General features: G+C 61.7%; 18 protein-coding genes. 12 read left to right on the top strand and 6 right to left on the bottom strand.

All coding sequences use genetic code 11. The features are described 5' to 3' along the window. Positions 1–25 precede the first annotated feature (25 nt). Positions 26–199 (top strand): hypothetical protein, encoded by a 174-nt coding sequence (locus tag OSC50_RS18235; protein ID WP_181079167.1) that lies wholly within the window; start codon positions 26–28, stop codon positions 197–199. 50 nt (positions 200–249) lie between these two features. Here the strand turns inward: OSC50_RS18235 and lptF are convergent, their stop codons facing one another. From lptF to OSC50_RS18220, 3 genes are all read right to left on the bottom strand, one after another. Continuing rightward, complete coding sequence (lptF, locus tag OSC50_RS18230) at positions 250–1035, bottom strand: lipotoxin F family OmpA-related lipoprotein LptF (RefSeq protein WP_181079170.1); 786 nt, start codon at positions 1033–1035, stop codon at positions 250–252. 55 nt (positions 1036–1090) lie between these two features. Next, complete coding sequence (locus OSC50_RS18225; protein ID WP_065886057.1) at positions 1091–1516, bottom strand: DUF4398 domain-containing protein; 426 nt, start codon at positions 1514–1516, stop codon at positions 1091–1093. A 282-nt stretch (positions 1517–1798) separates the two neighbouring features. Next, the gene (locus OSC50_RS18220) at positions 1799–2143 is read right to left on the bottom strand and encodes a pilin assembly protein (RefSeq protein WP_181079173.1); all 345 of its coding nucleotides are present in this window, start codon (positions 2141–2143) and stop codon (positions 1799–1801) included. Positions 2144–2323: 180 nt separating this feature from the next. On the opposite strand from OSC50_RS18220, the gene ppc reads away from it, so the two are divergent. The 7 genes from ppc to OSC50_RS18185 all read left to right on the top strand — a co-directional run bounded on the left by ppc (position 2324) and on the right by OSC50_RS18185 (position 9542). Next, positions 2324–4969, top strand: a complete 2646-nt coding sequence (ppc, locus tag OSC50_RS18215) for a phosphoenolpyruvate carboxylase (RefSeq protein WP_181079176.1) — start codon at positions 2324–2326, stop codon at positions 4967–4969. 279 nt (positions 4970–5248) lie between these two features. Then, complete coding sequence (gene adk, locus OSC50_RS18210) at positions 5249–5896, top strand: adenylate kinase (protein WP_253510885.1); 648 nt, start codon at positions 5249–5251, stop codon at positions 5894–5896. 90 nt (positions 5897–5986) lie between these two features. Continuing rightward, complete coding sequence (gene tsaB / locus OSC50_RS18205) at positions 5987–6673, top strand: tRNA (adenosine(37)-N6)-threonylcarbamoyltransferase complex dimerization subunit type 1 TsaB (RefSeq protein ID WP_181079182.1); 687 nt, start codon at positions 5987–5989, stop codon at positions 6671–6673. 149 nt (positions 6674–6822) lie between these two features. Then, positions 6823–7125: a hypothetical protein gene (locus tag OSC50_RS18200; protein WP_181079185.1), complete on the top strand. Its 303-nt coding sequence runs from the start codon at positions 6823–6825 to the stop codon at positions 7123–7125. Next, the gene (locus tag OSC50_RS18195; protein ID WP_181079188.1) at positions 7125–7985 is read left to right on the top strand and encodes a DUF72 domain-containing protein; all 861 of its coding nucleotides are present in this window, start codon (positions 7125–7127) and stop codon (positions 7983–7985) included. The genes OSC50_RS18200 and OSC50_RS18195 overlap by 1 nt, the downstream gene beginning before the upstream one ends. Positions 7986–8012: 27 nt before the next feature. Then, positions 8013–8840 carry an isocitrate lyase/PEP mutase family protein gene (locus tag OSC50_RS18190; protein WP_266248217.1) on the top strand — a complete coding sequence of 276 codons (828 nt, stop codon included), beginning with the start codon at positions 8013–8015 and terminating at the stop codon, positions 8838–8840. A gap of 3 nt (positions 8841–8843) precedes the next feature. After that, on the top strand, positions 8844–9542 hold the full coding sequence (locus OSC50_RS18185; RefSeq protein WP_266248219.1) for an extensin-like domain-containing protein: 699 nt from the start codon (positions 8844–8846) through the stop codon (positions 9540–9542). A gap of 3 nt (positions 9543–9545) precedes the next feature. Here OSC50_RS18185 and OSC50_RS18180 read toward each other — a convergent pair whose 3' ends face one another. Beyond that, the gene (locus tag OSC50_RS18180) at positions 9546–10166 is read right to left on the bottom strand and encodes an energy transducer TonB (RefSeq protein WP_253510899.1); all 621 of its coding nucleotides are present in this window, start codon (positions 10164–10166) and stop codon (positions 9546–9548) included. A gap of 96 nt (positions 10167–10262) precedes the next feature. On the opposite strand from OSC50_RS18180, the gene OSC50_RS18175 reads away from it, so the two are divergent. Then, positions 10263–11045, top strand: a complete 783-nt coding sequence (locus OSC50_RS18175; RefSeq protein WP_181079199.1) for a class I SAM-dependent methyltransferase — start codon at positions 10263–10265, stop codon at positions 11043–11045. A 6-nt stretch (positions 11046–11051) separates the two neighbouring features. Here OSC50_RS18175 and OSC50_RS18170 read toward each other — a convergent pair whose 3' ends face one another. Beyond that, the gene (locus OSC50_RS18170; RefSeq protein WP_181079202.1) at positions 11052–11687 is read right to left on the bottom strand and encodes a TetR/AcrR family transcriptional regulator; all 636 of its coding nucleotides are present in this window, start codon (positions 11685–11687) and stop codon (positions 11052–11054) included. Positions 11688–11780: 93 nt separating this feature from the next. Here OSC50_RS18170 and OSC50_RS18165 point away from each other — a divergent pair, with 93 nt between their 5' ends. The 3 genes from OSC50_RS18165 to OSC50_RS18155 are packed head-to-tail and all read left to right on the top strand — an operon-like array spanning position 11781 to position 16548. Further along, positions 11781–12881 (top strand): efflux RND transporter periplasmic adaptor subunit, encoded by a 1101-nt coding sequence (locus OSC50_RS18165; RefSeq protein WP_253510906.1) that lies wholly within the window; start codon positions 11781–11783, stop codon positions 12879–12881. A gap of 5 nt (positions 12882–12886) precedes the next feature. Further along, positions 12887–15952, top strand: a complete 3066-nt coding sequence (locus OSC50_RS18160; RefSeq protein ID WP_253510909.1) for an efflux RND transporter permease subunit — start codon at positions 12887–12889, stop codon at positions 15950–15952. Between the two features lie 2 nt (positions 15953–15954). After that, positions 15955–16548, top strand: a complete 594-nt coding sequence (locus OSC50_RS18155; protein ID WP_253510913.1) for a LysE family translocator — start codon at positions 15955–15957, stop codon at positions 16546–16548. 106 nt (positions 16549–16654) lie between these two features. On the opposite strand, the gene OSC50_RS18150 is transcribed toward OSC50_RS18155, so the two are convergent. After that, positions 16655–17344 (bottom strand): DUF4197 domain-containing protein, encoded by a 690-nt coding sequence (locus tag OSC50_RS18150; RefSeq protein ID WP_181079215.1) that lies wholly within the window; start codon positions 17342–17344, stop codon positions 16655–16657. Positions 17345–17355: the final 11 nt, after the last annotated feature.

Genomic DNA, 17355 nt, shown 5'->3' with positions numbered 1-17355 from the left:
AAACAGCGAGCGCAGGAGAGTCGCGATGCAGATTGGTGCGATCGTTAAATGGCTGGAGATGGCAAGGGCGCAGGCGAGCCTGGATCTGTACCAGGAATGCGATGAGGAGCGGTCGCAACGGCAGCCTGAAAAGTTGCAGCAATCGACGGAGCCTGAGCCGGTGGGCTACGAAGAGAGCAAAGGGCCGATCCCGTTCTGAGGGCAAAAAAAACCACCGTTTCCGGTGGTTTTTTTGGGTGCATCAATCCATCAGTTAGCCATGGACGAACGTGGCTTGACCGGCTGGTTATCGTTGGAGATGGTCACTTCAACGCGACGGTTCATGGCACGGCCCGAAGCGCTGCCGTTGTCGGCAACCGGGTATTCCTTGCCGTAACCCTGGGTCACGATGCGCGAGATATCCACGCCTTGCTGGGCCAGTGCACGTTGCACGGAAGCGGCACGGCGCTCCGACAGGCTCTGGTTGTACGAGTCCGAACCGGTGCTGTCGGTGTAGCCTTCGACGATCACTTTACGGTCCGGGTTGTCGCGCAGGAACTGAGCCAGCTTGGTGATATTAACCAGGCCGCTGGATTTCAGGTCGGACTTGTTGGTGGCGAACAGTACGTCACCGAACGTGACCAGTGTGCCGCGATCGGTCTGCTTGGCGTTCAGGCTGTCCTGCAGCTGCTTGATCTGCGCATCGCGAGCATCCAGCAGGGCGCGGGCACGTTCGTCGCCGGCGTTCTTCAGCTTCGCTTCGGATTCGCGCAGCACGATGGTGTCTTTGGCCACTTCAACGCGCTGGTTGGTCAGGTAGGCCAACTGGTCGACCTTCTTCTGGTCTTCCTTGTCGCGATAGGCTTTATCGGCTTTGTCCAGCCACTCCTGAGCGTCTTTGGTTTCCAGCGCCGCAAGCTTGGTGGCCTGTGGGTTGGTCTGCAGAGAGGAGAAGTTGGTGCGGGCGTTTTCCAGGTTCGCGTTCGGCGGGGTGGAGCAGGCCGCCAGGGCAACGCTCATTGCCAACAGGGCAGGGATCATCAGTTGTTTACGCATAATCGTGTCGTCCTTTCAATTCGATATCGGGTGCGGTGCAGTCAAGGGGCTCGGATTACTTCTGCTGGATAGCAGCCGGGCGCATGCCTTCTTTACGCAACTCGTCAACGGCCTTCTGGGAATCCTTCACCGCTTGCTCAGCTTTGGCAGCCTGGGCTTTACGTTCTGCGACACGGGCGTCCCACTCGGCTTGTTCAGCCAACATACGAGCCTTGTCGTAGTTTTTGTCGTGCATCGCGATTTCAGCTTCTTTGAGCTTGTCCTGGGCCGACTTCATTTCCACGGCTGCGAACTCGGTGCCGCCGGCGCTGACAGCGCTGTTGACCGCAGACTGGGTCACCGCATATTGCTCAGTCGGCGGGTTGCCGGCGCAGCCAGCCAGTACGAAGCTGGTGCCGATTGCCAGCGCGGCCAATTTGAGCCCGCGCAGGTGGTTAAACGAGGATTTGGCAGTGCTGGTCTTCATCGTCTTCAACTCCATTGGATAACTCCTGAAAAAATCAAAATCCATCTCAGTCAGTGAACGGCTGCGAGCCCGGTAATAAAGCGCCTGGTGCCCTTTCAAACGGCCGTTCCAAGTGATGGCTTACTGGCTGTGACCGGAGGCTTTTTTCAAAAGTTCAGTAGAGATGGCGATTTGCCTAAAAAAATAATTGACTGACTGGTCAGGGAAAAAAATTGGAACTTTTGCAGTGCCGGATAGTATTTCGGGCCTGCGTCAGGCCCGAAATACATAGGAAGGAGTGGATTAAACGACAGTACCTCAGTGCTGGGATTCGTCCGCACTGGTAGATAAATCATGCAGATAGCGACGCGACAGCGACAAAAAGCGTGGGGTGGGGCCGACGTCTTCGTACAGCGGGTCGCCCTCCTCATCGGTCGCAATCACGTGCTGACCCTTGATGTAGGGAAAGCTGGCTTCAAGTTCTTCAAGCGCGGCGCCGATCAGCTCGCCCAGTAACTCTTCGGTGTTGCGCTTGGGGTACATCTCGGCGATGGCCGCCAGCCGGGCGGCGGCTTCTACATCCAGGTGAATCGCGTATTCGGTCTTGGTCAGGCGACCCTTGGCATTCTCTTCCCAGTGCTGGGCCAATTCTCGGATTTTCATGGCAACCTCAATAAAGCCCACGGTGGGCGGGCGGTGATGAGTGACCAGCCGCTCGCGTATCGCGACGGCTTAACGTTGAGACTAGCTGCAACCCACAAGGTTTAAAGTCTTGTCATAAAACAATGCGGGCGGCACTCTGGCAGGTCTGCGCGTCCCGGATTTCTGGCTGGAGAGTGGCTGATGAGTGATATCGATGCACGCTTGCGAGAGGATGTTCACCTGCTGGGTGAGCTATTGGGTAACACGATTCGAGAGCAGTATGGCGACGATTTTCTCGACAAGATCGAGCAGATCCGCAAAGGCGCCAAGGCCGACCGCCGTGGCACCGACTCGGAGAAAACCGCTGGCGATGAACTGAGCGCCAGCCTCAACCAGTTGCAGGAAAATGAACTGCTGCCGGTGGCCAGGGCTTTCAACCAGTTCCTCAACCTGGCCAACATCGCCGAGCAGTATCAGTTGATTCATCGGCGCGATGAATCGCAGCCCGCCCCCTTCGAAGCCCGTGTGTTACCCGAGTTGCTGGCGCGCCTGCAAAGCGAAGGCCACAGCGATGAGTCCCTGGCCCGCCAATTGGCGAGCCTTGAGATCGAACTGGTGCTCACCGCCCACCCGACCGAAGTGGCGCGCCGTACGCTGATCCAGAAATACGACGCCATTGCCGCGCAGTTGGCCCTGCAGGACCACCGCGACCTCACCAGCGCCGAGCGCGAGCAGATCCGCGAGCGCCTGCAACGTCTGATCGCCGAAGCCTGGCACACCGAAGAGATCCGTCGCACCCGGCCCACCCCGGTGGACGAGGCCAAATGGGGCTTCGCGGTGATTGAACATTCGCTGTGGCACGCCATCCCCAATTATCTGCGCAAGGCCGACCAGGCCTTGCATGCCGCCACCGGCCTGCGTCTGCCCCTGGAGGCCGCGCCGATTCGCTTTGCATCGTGGATGGGCGGCGACCGTGACGGCAACCCGAACGTGACCGCGCCGGTCACCCGAGAAGTCCTGCTGCTGGCGCGCTGGATGGCCGCCGACCTGTACCTGCGCGATATCGATCACCTGGCCTCCGAGCTGTCGATGCAACAGGCCAGTCCGGCGCTGCAGGCCAGGGTCGGCGACAGTGTCGAACCCTATCGCGCCTTGCTCAAGCAGTTGCGCGAACGCTTGCGCGCCACGCGCCAGTGGGCCCACACCGCATTGAGCAGCAGCACGCCGGCGCCCGCCGAGGTGTTGCAGGACAACCATGACCTGCTCGAACCGCTGCAGTTGTGCTACCAGTCGCTGCATGCATGCGGCATGGGCGTGATCGCCGATGGACCGCTGCTCGATTGCCTGCGCCGCGCGGTGACGTTCGGCCTGTTCCTGGTGCGCCTGGATGTGCGTCAGGATTCCACTCGCCATTGCGCGGCCATGACCGAAATCACCGACTACCTCGGCCTTGGGCGCTACGAAGAGTGGGACGAGGAGACCCGTATCCGTTTCCTGATGCAGGAACTGGACAACCGTCGACCGTTGCTGCCGGGTTATTTCCAGCCGTCGGACGACACGGCCGAAGTGCTCAACACGTGCAGGGAAGTGGCGGCAGCCCCAGCGGCATCGCTGGGTTCCTATGTTATTTCCATGGCCGGCGCGGCCTCGGATGTGCTGGCGGTGCAGTTGCTGCTCAAAGAGTCGGGCGTGCAGCGACCGATGCGCGTAGTGCCGCTGTTCGAAACCCTGGCCGACCTGGATAACGCCGGCCCGGTGATTGAACGATTGCTGCAGTTGCCGGGCTATCGGGCCCGGTTGCAAGGTCCGCAGGAAGTGATGATCGGCTACTCCGACTCGGCCAAGGACGCCGGTACCACCGCCGCCGCCTGGGCGCAGTACCGCGCGCAGGAGCGTTTGGTGGACATCTGTCGTGAACAGCAAGTGGAGTTGCTGTTGTTCCACGGCCGCGGCGGCACCGTCGGCCGTGGCGGCGGCCCGGCGCACGCGGCGATCCTGTCCCAGCCTCCGGGCTCGGTAGCGGGGCGCTTTCGCACCACCGAGCAGGGCGAAATGATCCGCTTCAAGTTCGGCCTGCCGGACATCGCCGAGCAGAACCTTAACCTTTACCTGGCCGCCGTCCTTGAGGCGACGCTCTTGCCGCCACCGCCGCCTGCACCGGCCTGGCGCCATTTGATGGATGAATTGGCGGCGGACGGTGTAAGGGCCTACCGCGCCGTGGTGCGGGAAAATCCGCAGTTCGTTGAATATTTTCGCCAGTCCACCCCCGAGCAGGAGCTGGGGCGCCTGCCCTTGGGCAGCCGACCGGCCAAGCGCCGCGCGGGTGGTATCGAGAGCCTGCGCGCCATCCCGTGGATCTTCGGCTGGACCCAGACCCGCCTGATGCTGCCGGCCTGGCTCGGCTGGGAGGCCGCGTTGAGCAAGGCCCTGGAACGGGGTGAAGGCGACTTGCTGGGGCAGATGCGCGAGCAGTGGCCGTTCTTCCGCACCCGTATCGACATGCTGGAAATGGTTCTGGCCAAGGCGGATGCGGATATTGCGCGGCTGTATGACGAGCGCCTGGTGGAGCCCGATCTGTTGCCATTGGGTGCGCACTTACGCGACCTATTGTCGCAGGCGTGCTCGGTGGTGCTCGGGCTGACCGGCCAGTCGCAACTGCTGGCCCACAGCCCCGATACCCTGGAGTTCATCCGCCTGCGCAACACTTACCTCGACCCTTTGCACCTGCTGCAGGCCGAACTACTGGCGCGCTCGCGTCGCCAGCAAGCCGCGCAGGACAGCCCTCTGGAACAGGCGCTGCTGGTGTCCGTGGCCGGTATCGCGGCAGGCCTGCGCAACACCGGCTGAGGTTTTTCGCGTGTTCTCAATAGCTTGCGGGTAAACCACGACGACCGCCCCGAATGGGGCGGTCGCTGTTCAAGGGCCAGGGTTGCACGTTGGCATACCCTACCTATGACGCATGCGCGGCGCGGGTTCCTCCGACTTTCGGCGGCTTGTGTGGGCAGGGCCTGCTGTGTATCTTGATCAGCCTTTGGCCGTTTGGTCGGCCCGAATCACATTTTTACGAGATTGGCCCCATGCGGCGAATCCGAGCGTCATCTCTATAAAAAATTGAGGAGCACATCGATGCGCGTCATTCTGCTGGGAGCTCCCGGGGCCGGTAAAGGTACTCAGGCAAAGTTCATCACTGAAAAATTCGGCATTCCACAAATCTCTACCGGTGACATGCTGCGCGCCGCGGTAAAAGCAGGCACCGACCTGGGCATCCAGGCCAAGAGCATCATGGACGCCGGCGGCCTGGTTTCCGATGACCTGATCATCGCCCTGGTCAAGGACCGTATCGCGCAGCCTGACTGTGCCAACGGCTTCCTGTTCGACGGTTTCCCTCGCACCATTCCCCAGGCCGAGGCGCTGGTAACGGCCGGTGTCGAACTGGATGCGGTGGTGGAAATCGCGGTTGATGATGAAGAGATCGTCCAGCGTATCGCCGGTCGTCGCGTTCACGAAGCCTCGGGCCGCGTGTACCACACCGTCTACAACCCGCCGAAAGTTGATGGCAAGGACGACATCACGGGCGACGACCTGGTACAGCGCAAGGACGACACCGAAGAAACCGTGCGTCATCGCCTGTCGGTCTACCATTCCCAGACCAAGCCGCTGGTGGATTTCTACCAGAAGCTGTCCGCTGCCAACGGCAAGCCCAAGTGCAGCCACATTCCGGGCGTTGGTTCGGTGGAAGCCATCACCGCCAAGGTCATGGAAGCCCTGAGCTGATCACCCGCTCGGCGTTACACACAACGGCCCGCTTGCGGGCCGTTGTTGTTTATACTGGCGCACTTTTTTCCGACTTGGACACCGACACCGATGAGCACCCTGCTGGCCCTGGACACCGCAACCGAAGCTTGCTCCGTTGCCTTGCTGCACGACGGCAAAGTAACCAGCCACTACGAGGTGATCCCACGCCTGCACGCGCAGAAGCTGTTGCCGATGATCAAGCAACTGCTCGAAGACGCCGGCACCACATTGGCGTCGGTGGACGCTATCGCCTTTGGTCGCGGCCCCGGCGCATTTACCGGTGTGCGCATCGCCATCGGCGTAGTACAGGGCTTGGCCTTTGCCCTGGAGCGCCCGGTGCTGCCGGTCTCCAACCTTGCCGTGCTGGCCCAGCGCGCCTTGCGTGAACACGGCGCCGTGCAGGTGGCCGCCGCCATCGACGCGCGGATGGATGAAGTCTACTGGGGCTGTTATCGCGCAGCCGAAGGCGAAATGCGCCTGGTCGGTACGGAGGCCGTGCAGCCTCCCGAAGCGTCGGCGCTGCCGCAGGACGCCAGCGGCGACTGGTTCGGCGCGGGCACCGGCTGGGGCTACGGCGAGCGCATCGCGGTCAAGCTGGCTGGCCAGGATGCGGCCATGCTGCCCCATGCCGAAGACCTGCTGACCCTGGCGCGTTATGCCTTCGAGCGCGGTGAGGCGATCCCCGCCGATCAGGCGGCACCGGTGTACCTGCGCGATAAAGTCGCGCAAACCAAAGCCGAACGCGGGCTGATTTGACGCCAAAGTGATGGCAATCTGCGCCAATCGTCAGAATTTGCCCCAGGATTTAAACCTTTTTCAAATTATGTGTTCTAGTTATCACCAGAGCATTTGCGCGCAACGGAAGTCGCCACTAAAATGCCATCACTGATAGCGAGTTCGCATCGATGCGTATAGACGGATTTTCCTCACAGTCCTACCCCCTCAAACGTAAGCCGCGCAAGGCGAACGTCACGGTAGACGATTCGGTCGAAGATTCGCCGGACTTCATCGAAGTCCAGTCCGAAGCAGCGTCGTCGGCCCAAAGCGCCGGCAGTGCGCGTATCAGCGGCCTGCCTGCCCGTCAGCAGGATATGGTGTTCCCACGTTCCATGAGCAAAAGCGTTGCCACGGCCCTGGCCAGTTACCTGACTACCGCCGGCTTTGTCGAATGGGATATGGAAGTGCTGGGCCTCGACGTTCACATCTGATGCGTCGGCCTTACTACCTCGGTTGCCCGTCCTGGAGTGAAAACGCCTGGCGTGAGTATCTTTACCCAGCCGACGCCCGCGCCAGCGATTACCTCGCCCTTTATTCCCAAGTTTTCAACGCCGTTGAAGGCAACACCACTTTCTACGCTCGCCCCTCGGCCGCCACGGTGCAGCGCTGGGCCGAAATCATGCCTGAGGATTTTCGTTTCACCGCCAAATTCCCCAGGGATATCAGCCACGATGGCGATCTGCGCGAGCAACTGCCGGCGGCAGAAAGCTTTGTGGGCCTGATGAGCCCGTTGGGTGAGCGCGTCACGCCGCTATGGCTGCAATTGTCGACCTCGTTCTCACCGCAGCGCCTGGCGGAACTGGCCGGTTTTATCGACGGGCTTGAGCGTCCGATGGCGGTGGAAGTCCGTCATCCCGAGTTCTTCGCCAAAGGCGATGCCGAGCGCAGGCTTAATCGCCTGTTGCGTGACCGGGGTGTCGAGCGTATCTGCCTGGACCCGCGTGCGTTGTTCAGTTGCACCTCGACATCGCCGGCGGTGCTGCACGCGCAATCGAAAAAGCCCAAAGTGCCGCCGCGGCCGGCTGCGCTGACTCAGTTTCCGCAGGTGCGCTTCATTGGCCATCCGGAGCTGGAGGCCAACGACCCGTTTCTAGTGCCTTGGATTGAAAAAGTCGCCGGTTGGATCGAAGAGGGCCGCACTCCCTACGTGTTTCTGCATACCTCGGACAATCGCCTCGCCGCCCAATTGGCCATGCGCTTTCATACCCAACTGATGGCACGCTTGCCCGGCCTTGCGCCGTTGCCCATGTTGGATCGCGAGCCCGAAGCGGAGCAACTGGGGTTACTCTAAGGTTCCTTTTCCCGCCTGGAGCCTGCCATGGATGCTCAAACCCTTCGCGCCGAAACCTTCAAGCTCCTGCATGAACGCGACCGCGCGTTCGTGATGCCCAACCCGTGGGACGCCGGTTCCGCCGTGATGCTTGCCAGCCTGGGGTTCGAAGCCTTGGCCACCACCAGCGCGGGTTATGCCTTCAGCCTTGGTCGGCCGGATGCGGAGGGCGCGTTGTCTCTGGACGACACCTTGCTCAACGCGCACCAGATCGCCCAGGCCACGACACTGCCGGTGGCGGCCGACCTGGAAAACGGCTTCAGCGACAGCCCGGATGGCTGCGCCCAGACCATCCTGCGTGCGGCGGCCACGGGTATTGTCGGCGGTTCCATCGAAGACGCCACCGGACACTCTGGCGATCCCATTTATGCCTTCGACCTGTCTGTGGAGCGAGTACAAGCGGCGGTAGTCGCGGCCCGCAGTTTGCCGTTTGCGTTCACGCTCACCGCCCGCGCGGAAAACCTTCTGCATGGTCGTCTGGATCTGCCCGACACCCTCCGCCGTCTGCAGGCCTACGCCGAGGCCGGTGCCGATGTGCTTTACGCGCCGGGCCTGCGAACTGCCGATGAGGTGTTGGCGGTGGTCAAGGCGGTCGCGCCCAAACCGGTGAATGTGTTGATGTCCGGTGCGCTGAAACTCAGCGTCGCGCAATTGAGCGCGATGGGCGTCAAGCGCATCAGCGTCGGCTCGGCGATGGCGCTGGCCGCTTACGGCGAGTTCTATCGCGCGGCTCAGGAAATCCGCGAACTGGGCACCTTTACCTTTACCGATCGCTCGATGCCGTTCAGCACGGCCAATCAGTTTTTCAAGGTCTGACCCATGCGGTTTATCAAGGCGATGGGCGTGCTGCTGGTGCTGGGCGGCGCGGTGGTTGTTGGTGTGTGGCGTGGCTGGGTGCCGTTGGCATCAGAGTGGAATCCATGGGCGCCGCTGGATGTGCGCGCCAGCCCGAACCTGTTGACGCGTTTTAAGCTGGGACGTCTGCAGGACGACCCGGCGCTGTGCGACCAGGTGCTGAAGACTTCAGGCTTGCGCGTGAGCCATCAAGCTGATTCACCCGCCGATGCCGCCTGTCCATTGCGCAACACCTTGCGCGTGCAGGGTGCAGAGGTGGGATTGAGCAGCAGCTTTCTCGCCAGTTGCCCGCTGGCCGTGGCGTTCGCGCTGTTTGAGCGCCACAGCCTGCAACCGGCGGCCCAGGCGGCGTTTGGCCAAGCCGTGACGCGGGTCGATCACCTGGGCAGTTTTGCCTGCCGCACGATGTATAACCGTGCCGGCGGGCGAATGAGCCAGCATGCATCGGCCAATGCGCTGGATATCGCCGGCTTTCGCTTGGCCGACGGACGCAGCATCAGCGTGCTCCGAGATTGGCCGGGGGAGGGCGCCAATGCGCGGTTCCTTCGCCAGGTGCGCGACAGTGCCTGTGATGATTTCAATGTGGTATTAAGCCCGGACTACAACGCCGCGCACCGTAATCACTTTCACCTGGATATGGGGCGCTGGTGGGTGTGTCGCTGAGGATCAGGCGGCCAGGCGCAGGTTATGGGTGATCAATGGGCGCGCCCAGTAGTAGTCGAAGTCCAGGGCTTTTTGCTGCTCCACCAACGCTTCTTCGGGGTAAGGCGTAGGCGGCGGTGGCAACAGGTCCAGTTCAAACTCGGCGATCGGCAAGTGCAGGGCGCGCGGTTGCGGCGCTGGGCCTGGCTCCGGTAACGGCTGCCCGGCGCTCAGTACGATAGGGCGTACCCAGCCGCTTTCGAAGTTCTGCTGGCGCTGCTGGGCGACGATTTCCTCTTCCGGGAATGGCGTGGCGGCCGGTGGCAGCAACTCGGTTTCGAATTCAGCGATGGGCAGGAACAACGGTTCTGGCGGGGCGATTTCGGTGTCTTTGACGTCGCACTCGCGCTGAGTGAGGATCTGCGACAGCAGGTCGGCGCCGGCGCTGGGTTCTACCGCCGGGTCCATCGGTGCCGGCGCCTGGGCCGCCAGCGCGTCCGGCGTGTCGCCGAGCTGCTCGGCCAATGCCCGGGCGAAGAAGTCCTGCCACACATGACTCACGCCGGCCAGCGCTTGTGTATTGCGCAGGCCGTAGTGGTTGTGGGTCGGCAGTACACCGATGGTTAGGGGGAGAATGTCTGACATTTTCTTCGGTCGACGCTCAGCTCTGGCAAAATACCTGACTGTTGGTTTTATCGGCCGGTATTGGCCGATCCTTAATATTTTTGAGCGTAGCGATTGATGAGCGAACAACCAGCGGCCAGCCGCATCCGGGTCGAGGCCTTGGCCGACGCTTTCCAGGCCCGCGCCGAGCAGTGGGCTGCCCAGCTTGGCTTGCCGCTAATGCTGGCGGATGCGGATTTTTCCTTGCAGGTCGGCGAACACGGCCTGCAATTGCAGCAACTGAGCCCTGACGCGCCGGGGCCGGTGCGTGTGGACTTTGTTGAGGGTGGCGCGGCGCACCGACGGTTATATGGCGGAGGCAGCGGGCAGATGATTGCCAAGGCCGTGGGCATCGCCCAGGGCGTACGCCCGCGAGTGCTGGATGCCACGGCCGGTTTGGGCAAGGATGCCTTCGTGCTGGCCAGCCTGGGTTGCGATATGAGCCTGATCGAACGCCAACCGTTGATTGGCGCTTTGCTTGAAGACGGCCTGGCGCGTGGCGCGGATGATTTCGAGGTGGCGCCGATCGTGGCGCGCATGCAGTTGCTGAAGGGCAACTCCATCGAGGTGATGCGCAACTGGGAAGGCGAGCCGCCTCAGGTCATCTACCTCGATCCGATGTTTCCGCATCGTGAGAAAACGGCCCTGGTGAAGAAGGAAATGCGCCTGTTCCGTCCACTGGTGGGCGATGACCCGGATGCTCAGGCCCTGCTCGCCGCAGCATTGGCCCTGGCCAGCCACCGCGTGGTGGTCAAGCGCCCGCGCAAGGCGCCGTGCATCGAAGGGCCCAAGCCAAGCCATGCGCTGGAGGGTAAATCCAGTCGCTATGACATTTACCCCAAAAAAGCACTCAAGCCCTGAAATCCTTCAAGGCTTATAGGCCCGCATAAACAATCCCACCACATCCTGCACATGGGCTTCGGCGGCGTCTTCACTCAATTGGCCGCCGCAGCCATACAGCAGGCAGAAGTTCGCCGTGCCTTTGAGCAGGCAGAAGAAATGCTCGGCCGCCTTGAACGGCTCGTCGATGCTCAGGGCGCCACTCCGGTTGATTGTGCTGAGCAGACGCTCCATGCCCTGCAGCATGCGCATCGGGCCGGCCTCGAAAAAGATCTGTGAGAGTTTCACGTCCTGGCTGCCGGTGGTCATCATCAACCGGTGCAGGTTCACCGATTCTTCGCTGTTGATCAGCCGATGGAAACCCCGGGCGATGGTCAGCAGTACCGTTTCCACCGGCACGCCTTCGGGCATCTCGAAATACATCACCGGCAATTGTTCCTCGCACTTGGCCACGACGGCTGCGGTGAACAAGGTTTCTTTGTCGGTGAAGTGGTTGTAGACCGTAAGTTTCGACACGCCGGCCTCCAAGGCCACCGCGTCCATGCTGGTGCTGGCGTAACCATTGCTCAAGAACAGGAATTTGGCTGCTTCGAGGATTGCCTGGCGTTTTGCCATGTCCTTGGGACGCCCGGGGCTATTGGTGTTGAGAGGATTGTCGGACATTTTTACCTTTAATACTGGACTGGCGAGTTTGGTATTAATAACATACTGGCCAGTATAATTATTCATAGCATCATTTGCGAAAGGTCCTTCAGCATGCGCAGCATTTTCCTGCCCCTTGCGTTGCCTGCGTGTCTGGCCCTCCTGGTGGCCGCCTGCGGCCATGAAGAGACGGCCCAGACCACCCTCCGCCCGGCCATGGTGGTGCAGCCGCAGCCGTCGGCGCAGTCGATGGACAGCTACCCCGGTGAAGTGCGCGCCCGCTATGAACCGGACCTGGCCTTTCGCATCGGCGGCAAAGTCAGTAAGCGCCTGGTGGACGAAGGCGAGCGGGTCAAGGCCAACCAGGCCCTGGCTGAACTCGATCCCCAGGATGTGCGTTTGCAACTGGAGGCCAGCCGCGCCCAGGTCGCCGCCGCCGAGGCCAATCTGAGCCTGGTGCGCGCCGAGCGTGACCGCTACAAGACGCTGCTGGAGCGTCAGATGGTCAGTCGTTCCCAATACGACAATGCCGAAAACCTCTACCGCTCAGGTGAAGCCCGCCTCAAGCAGATCAAAGCCGAATTCGATGTGGCCAGTAACCAGGCCGCCTACGCGGTCCTGCGCGCGCCGCAGGACGGCGTGGTGGCCAAACGTGCCGTGGAGGTCGGTCAAGTGGTGGCAGCGGGACAAACCGTATTCACCCTGGCCACCGATGGCGAGCGCGAAGTGCTGATCAGCCTGCCCGAACAGGGTTTCGGTCGCTTCAAGATCGGGCAGTCGGTGTCCGTGGAGTTGTGGAGCCAGCCGGACCAACGCTTCGCCGGGCGCATCCGTGAGTTGTCGCCCGCTGCCGACCCGAAGTCGCGCACCTTCGCGGCTCGCGTGGCGTTTACCGGGGGCAAAGTCCCGGCTGAGTTGGGGCAGAGCGCTCGCGTGTTCATCCAAGTTGATGGTGATATTCCGCTGTCCGTTCCGCTGTCTGCCCTCAGCGCGGAGAACGGTGCGTCCTACGTCTGGCGTGTGGAGCCGGACTACACCCTCAAGCGCACGCCTGTGCGTATCGGCGCCTTCGGCGAAAAAACCGTGCCGGTGCTGGAAGGCTTGAGCGCCAGTGATTGGGTGGTGGCGGCGGGTGTGCATGTGCTCCACGAGGGGCAGCAGGTGCGCCCGGTGGACCGCTCCAACCGTGTGGTGAATCTGGCGGCCAAGGAGTAGTCCCGATGGGTTTCAATCTTTCCGAATGGGCGTTGCGTAATCGCCAGATCGTGCTGTTCCTGATGATCCTGCTGGCCGTGGTGGGCACGTTGTCCTACACCAAGCTGGGGCAAAGCGAAGACCCGCCCTTCACCTTCAAAGCCATGGTGATCAAAACCAATTGGCCGGGCGCCACGGCCCAGGAAGTCTCGCGGCAGGTAACCGAGCGCATCGAGAAGAAACTCATGGAGACCGGTGACTACGAGCGCATCGTCTCGTTTTCCCGGCCCGGCGAGTCACAGGTGACCTTCATCGCCCGCGACGCAATGCACTCGGCGCAGATTCCCGAACTGTGGTACCAGGTGCGCAAGAAAATCAGCGATATCCGCCAGACGCTGCCGCCGGATATCCAGGGGCCGTTTTTCAACGACGAATTCGGCACCACCTTCGGCAATATCTACGCCCTGACCGGCGACGGTTTCGACTATGCAGTGCTCAAGGACTACGCCGACCGCATCCAGATTCAACTGCAGCGGGTGGCCGATGTGGGCAAGGTCGACTTGCTCGGGCTGCAGGACGAAAAAATCTGGATTGAACTGTCCAACCTCAAGCTCGCCACCCTCGGCTTGCCGCTGGCCGCCGTGCAGCAGGCTTTGCAGGAACAGAACGCGGTATCCACCGCCGGTTTCTTCGAAACCCCGAGCGAGCGTGTGCAGTTGCGCGTCTCGGGCAACTTCAAGACGGTCGAGGAGATCCGCAATTTCCCCATTCGCGTGGGTGACCGCACCTTCAGGATCGGCGATGTGGCCGATATCCATCGCGGTTTCAACGATCCACCCGCACCGCGCATGCGCTACATGGGTGAAGACGCCATCGGGCTGGCCGTGGCGATGCGCGAGGGCGGCGATATTCTGGTATTGGGCAAGGCGCTTGAAGGCGAATTCGCACGCCTGCAAAAGAACCTTCCAGCGGGCATGCAACTGCGCAAGGTGTCGGACCAGCCCGCCGCAGTAAAAACCGGTGTCGGCGAATTCGTCCAAGTGCTGGCCGAGGCATTGGCCATTGTGCTGCTGGTGAGTTTTTTCTCCCTCGGCCTGCGCACCGGCATGGTAGTGGCGCTGGCAATCCCGCTGGTGTTGGCAATGACCTTTGCCACCATGTATTACCTCGGCATCGGTCTGCACAAGATCTCTCTCGGCGCTTTGGTATTGGCCCTCGGCCTGCTGGTCGATGACGCCATCATTGCCGTGGAAATGATGGCAATCAAAATGGAGCAAGGCTACGACCGGCTCAAGGCCGCCAGCTTCGCCTGGACCAGTACCGCCTTCCCGATGCTCACCGGCACGCTGATCACTGCGGCGGGCTTCCTGCCGATTGCAACCGCGCAGTCGAGTACCGGCGAATATACCCGTTCGATCTTTCAGGTGGTGACCATTGCGTTGCTCGCTTCCTGGGTCGCCGCCGTGGTGTTCGTGCCCTACCTGGGGGAAAAACTCCTGCCGGACCTGGCGAAAATTCATGCCGCCAAGCACGGTCACGATGGCCCGGATCCCTACGGTACGCCGTTTTATCAACGTGTAAGGCGGGTGGTGGAGTGGTGTGTGAAACGGCGCAAAACCGTGATCGTGCTGACACTTATGTTATTCGTCGGCTCGGTGGCGTTGTTTCGCTTCGTGCCGCAGCAGTTCTTCCCCGCGTCCGGTCGCCTGGAGCTGATGGTCGACCTGAAACTGGCCGAAGGCGCGTCCCTGAGCAACACCGCCGACCAGGTCAAACGCCTGGAAACGCTGCTCAAGGAGCATGCCGGTATCGACAACTATGTGGCCTATATCGGCACCGGTTCGCCGCGCTTTTACCTGCCCCTGGACCAGCAATTGCCGGCCACCAGTTTCGCCCAGTTCGTGGTACTGGCTAACAGCATCGAAGAGCGCGAAACCCTGCGCACCTGGCTGATTGGCACGCTCAACGAACAGTTTCCCGACCTGCGCTCGCGTGTCACTCGCCTGGAGAACGGTCCTCCCGTGGGCTACCCGGTGCAGTTTCGCGTAACCGGCGAGCACATCGAGGAAGTCCGCGCCCTGGCACGCAAGGTCGCTGCGAAGGTTCGCGAAAACACCCACGTGGTCAACGTACACCTGGACTGGGAAGAACCGAGCAAAATCGTCTCCCTCAATATCGACCAGGACCGCGCTCGGGCCTTGGGCGTGAGCACCGCCAACCTGTCGAAATTCCTGCAGAGCTCGTTGACCGGTTCCAGCGTCAGCCAGTACCGCGAGGACAACGAGTTGATCGAAATCCTCCTGCGCGGCACTCGCCATGAACGCACCGAACTGTCGCGGTTACCCAGCCTGGCAGTGCCCACCGACAATGGCAAAAGCGTTGCGCTGTCGCAGATCGCCACCCTCGAATACGGTTTTGAGGAAGGCGTGATCTGGCACCGCAACCGCTTGCCCACCGTGACGGTCCGCGCGGATATCTACGGCAAGGAACAACCTGCGACGCTGGTGCAGCAGATCCTGCCGACCCTCGCCGACGTGCGCGCTGAACTGCCCGACGGTTACCTGCTGGAAGTCGGCGGCACCGTTGAAGATTCCGCGCGCGGCCAGAATTCGGTGAAGGCCGGGGTACCGCTGTTTATCGTGGTGGTGCTGACGTTGCTGATGTTGCAGCTGCGCAGTTTCTCACGCATGGCGATGGTTTTTCTGACGGCGCCGTTGGGTCTGATCGGCGTGACCTTGTTCCTGCTGGCGTTCCGTCAGCCCTTTGGCTTCGTCGCCATGCTCGGCACCATTGCCCTGTCCGGGATGATCATGCGCAACTCAGTGATCCTGGTGGACCAGATCGAGCAGGACATCAAAGCCGGCCTGGCCCCCTGGCAGGCAATCATCGAAGCCACCGTGCGCCGCTTCCGGCCGATTGTGCTGACGGCACTCGCGGCGGTGCTGGCGATGATCCCGCTGTCGCGCAGCGTATTCTTCGGGCCGATGGCGGTGGCAATCATGGGCGGGTTGATCGTGGCCACGGCATTGACCCTATTGTTCCTGCCGGCCCTGTATGCTGCGTGGTTCCGAGTGAGGAAGGACGTCGCGTAATCATGCTGGCCACCGTTTCAGCCCTGATGTTGTTGTTGCTTGCCCCTGGCCCGACTAACACGCTGTTGTTCCGCGCCGGTGTGTTGTTCGGCCTGCGGGCGTCGTGGAAGCTGGCCTTTATCGAATGCCTGGCGTACCTGCTGCAAGTGTCGGTGTGGGGAGTGGCGCTGCTCTACCTGGCGGCTTACTCCCCTTGGGCCGTCAAGCTGATCCAGTTGGCGGCGGGCACCTACCTGCTAGTGGTGTCCTGGCGCTTATGGCGCAGCGTAAAAGCTCTGGAAGACGTGAACCAGGACCGCTTCACCGGTGGGTATTTTTTCTGGATGACGGTGATGAACCCTAAAGGGCTGTTGATCGCCTCGTTGATCGCGCCACCCGATACGTTTATCCACTGGACCGGTTACCTCGCCTTCATGGGCACGCTGGCATTGGTCGTGATACCGGTCGGGGCGGCCTGGATCGTATTCGGCGCCGGCGTCGTCGGACGCGGGCGGCACTGGCTGACGCCGCGTGTCATCAACCGGACCGCCGCGCTCGCCATTGGTTGTTTCGCGACGGTGCTGCTTGGCCGCCTGGCGACCTCGATTCTCACCTGACACATTATCGAATCGTCCCGCCTGGCTTTGTGCGCGGTGAAAAACAAAAAAGCCCTGAGGAGATCAGGGCTTTTTTGTGGTTCATCGGTACTGTTCTGTGCTTCGTTTAAAGGGTGCCGAACACTTTCTTCGCCAAACTGGTGGCAGCCGCCGCAGGGTTCTGGCGAATCGTCTCTTCCTGCTGCGCGATCATCTTGAACAAACCATCCAGTGCCTGTTCAGTCACGTAGTTTTCGACGTTGGCGCTCTTGGCGTCCAGGGCGCCGAAGGCTGCGGCCTTGCCGGCCAGGGCGTTGTATTGCTGCGCGACGCCGACCTTGTCGGTCGCGGCCTTGACGATGGGCAGGAACTTGGCGCGAATTTGTTCGCGGCTGCTTTTATCCAGGTATTGGGTGGCCGAATCCTGGCCGCCGCTGAGGATGCCTTTGGCGTCGGTGACGCTCATGTTTTTCACGGCATTCACCAGAATCGGCTGGGCCTGGGTCACGGCCGTTTCGGCGGCTTTGTTCATGCTGGTTTCCAGCTGGGTGACCTGGTCGCCCATGCCGAACATTTTCAGTTTGTCGGCGACTTTGCCCAACTTGCCCGGCAGGCCGATCTTCACTTCGGGGTTATTGCTGAAACCACCGGGCACGCCCAGCTGCTTGACGGCGACCTGAGCGCCTTGGGTCAGGGCATCCTTCAGGCCGCCGGCGGCGTCGCTCTGGGACAGGCTGCCCAGATCCAGGGCCAAGGCGTTGGCGCCGAGCAGCAGGCCGGCACACAGGGCAGTGAGGCGAAGGGAGTTGCGGAGCATGAGGGCTTCCT

The sequence above is a fragment of the Pseudomonas quebecensis genome, from assembly GCF_026410085.1.
In the GTDB taxonomy this organism is placed as follows: domain Bacteria; phylum Pseudomonadota; class Gammaproteobacteria; order Pseudomonadales; family Pseudomonadaceae; genus Aquipseudomonas; species Aquipseudomonas quebecensis.
This window is presented reverse-complemented; position numbering and strand designations above follow the sequence as displayed.

Coding starts and splice junctions, on each gene's coding strand:
- OSC50_RS18235 (WP_181079167.1), top strand. CDS start 26: ATGCAGATTGGTGCGATCGTTAAATGGCTGGAGATGGCAAGGGCGCAG.
- lptF (WP_181079170.1), bottom strand. CDS start 1,035: ATGCGTAAACAACTGATGATCCCTGCCCTGTTGGCAATGAGCGTTGCC.
- OSC50_RS18225 (WP_065886057.1), bottom strand. CDS start 1,516: ATGGAGTTGAAGACGATGAAGACCAGCACTGCCAAATCCTCGTTTAAC.
- OSC50_RS18220 (WP_181079173.1), bottom strand. CDS start 2,143: ATGAAAATCCGAGAATTGGCCCAGCACTGGGAAGAGAATGCCAAGGGT.
- ppc (WP_181079176.1), top strand. CDS start 2,324: ATGAGTGATATCGATGCACGCTTGCGAGAGGATGTTCACCTGCTGGGT.
- adk (WP_253510885.1), top strand. CDS start 5,249: ATGCGCGTCATTCTGCTGGGAGCTCCCGGGGCCGGTAAAGGTACTCAG.
- tsaB (WP_181079182.1), top strand. CDS start 5,987: ATGAGCACCCTGCTGGCCCTGGACACCGCAACCGAAGCTTGCTCCGTT.
- OSC50_RS18200 (WP_181079185.1), top strand. CDS start 6,823: ATGCGTATAGACGGATTTTCCTCACAGTCCTACCCCCTCAAACGTAAG.
- OSC50_RS18195 (WP_181079188.1), top strand. CDS start 7,125: ATGCGTCGGCCTTACTACCTCGGTTGCCCGTCCTGGAGTGAAAACGCC.
- OSC50_RS18190 (WP_266248217.1), top strand. CDS start 8,013: ATGGATGCTCAAACCCTTCGCGCCGAAACCTTCAAGCTCCTGCATGAA.
- OSC50_RS18185 (WP_266248219.1), top strand. CDS start 8,844: ATGCGGTTTATCAAGGCGATGGGCGTGCTGCTGGTGCTGGGCGGCGCG.
- OSC50_RS18180 (WP_253510899.1), bottom strand. CDS start 10,166: ATGTCAGACATTCTCCCCCTAACCATCGGTGTACTGCCGACCCACAAC.
- OSC50_RS18175 (WP_181079199.1), top strand. CDS start 10,263: ATGAGCGAACAACCAGCGGCCAGCCGCATCCGGGTCGAGGCCTTGGCC.
- OSC50_RS18170 (WP_181079202.1), bottom strand. CDS start 11,687: ATGTCCGACAATCCTCTCAACACCAATAGCCCCGGGCGTCCCAAGGAC.
- OSC50_RS18165 (WP_253510906.1), top strand. CDS start 11,781: ATGCGCAGCATTTTCCTGCCCCTTGCGTTGCCTGCGTGTCTGGCCCTC.
- OSC50_RS18160 (WP_253510909.1), top strand. CDS start 12,887: ATGGGTTTCAATCTTTCCGAATGGGCGTTGCGTAATCGCCAGATCGTG.
- OSC50_RS18155 (WP_253510913.1), top strand. CDS start 15,955: ATGCTGGCCACCGTTTCAGCCCTGATGTTGTTGTTGCTTGCCCCTGGC.
- OSC50_RS18150 (WP_181079215.1), bottom strand. CDS start 17,344: ATGCTCCGCAACTCCCTTCGCCTCACTGCCCTGTGTGCCGGCCTGCTG.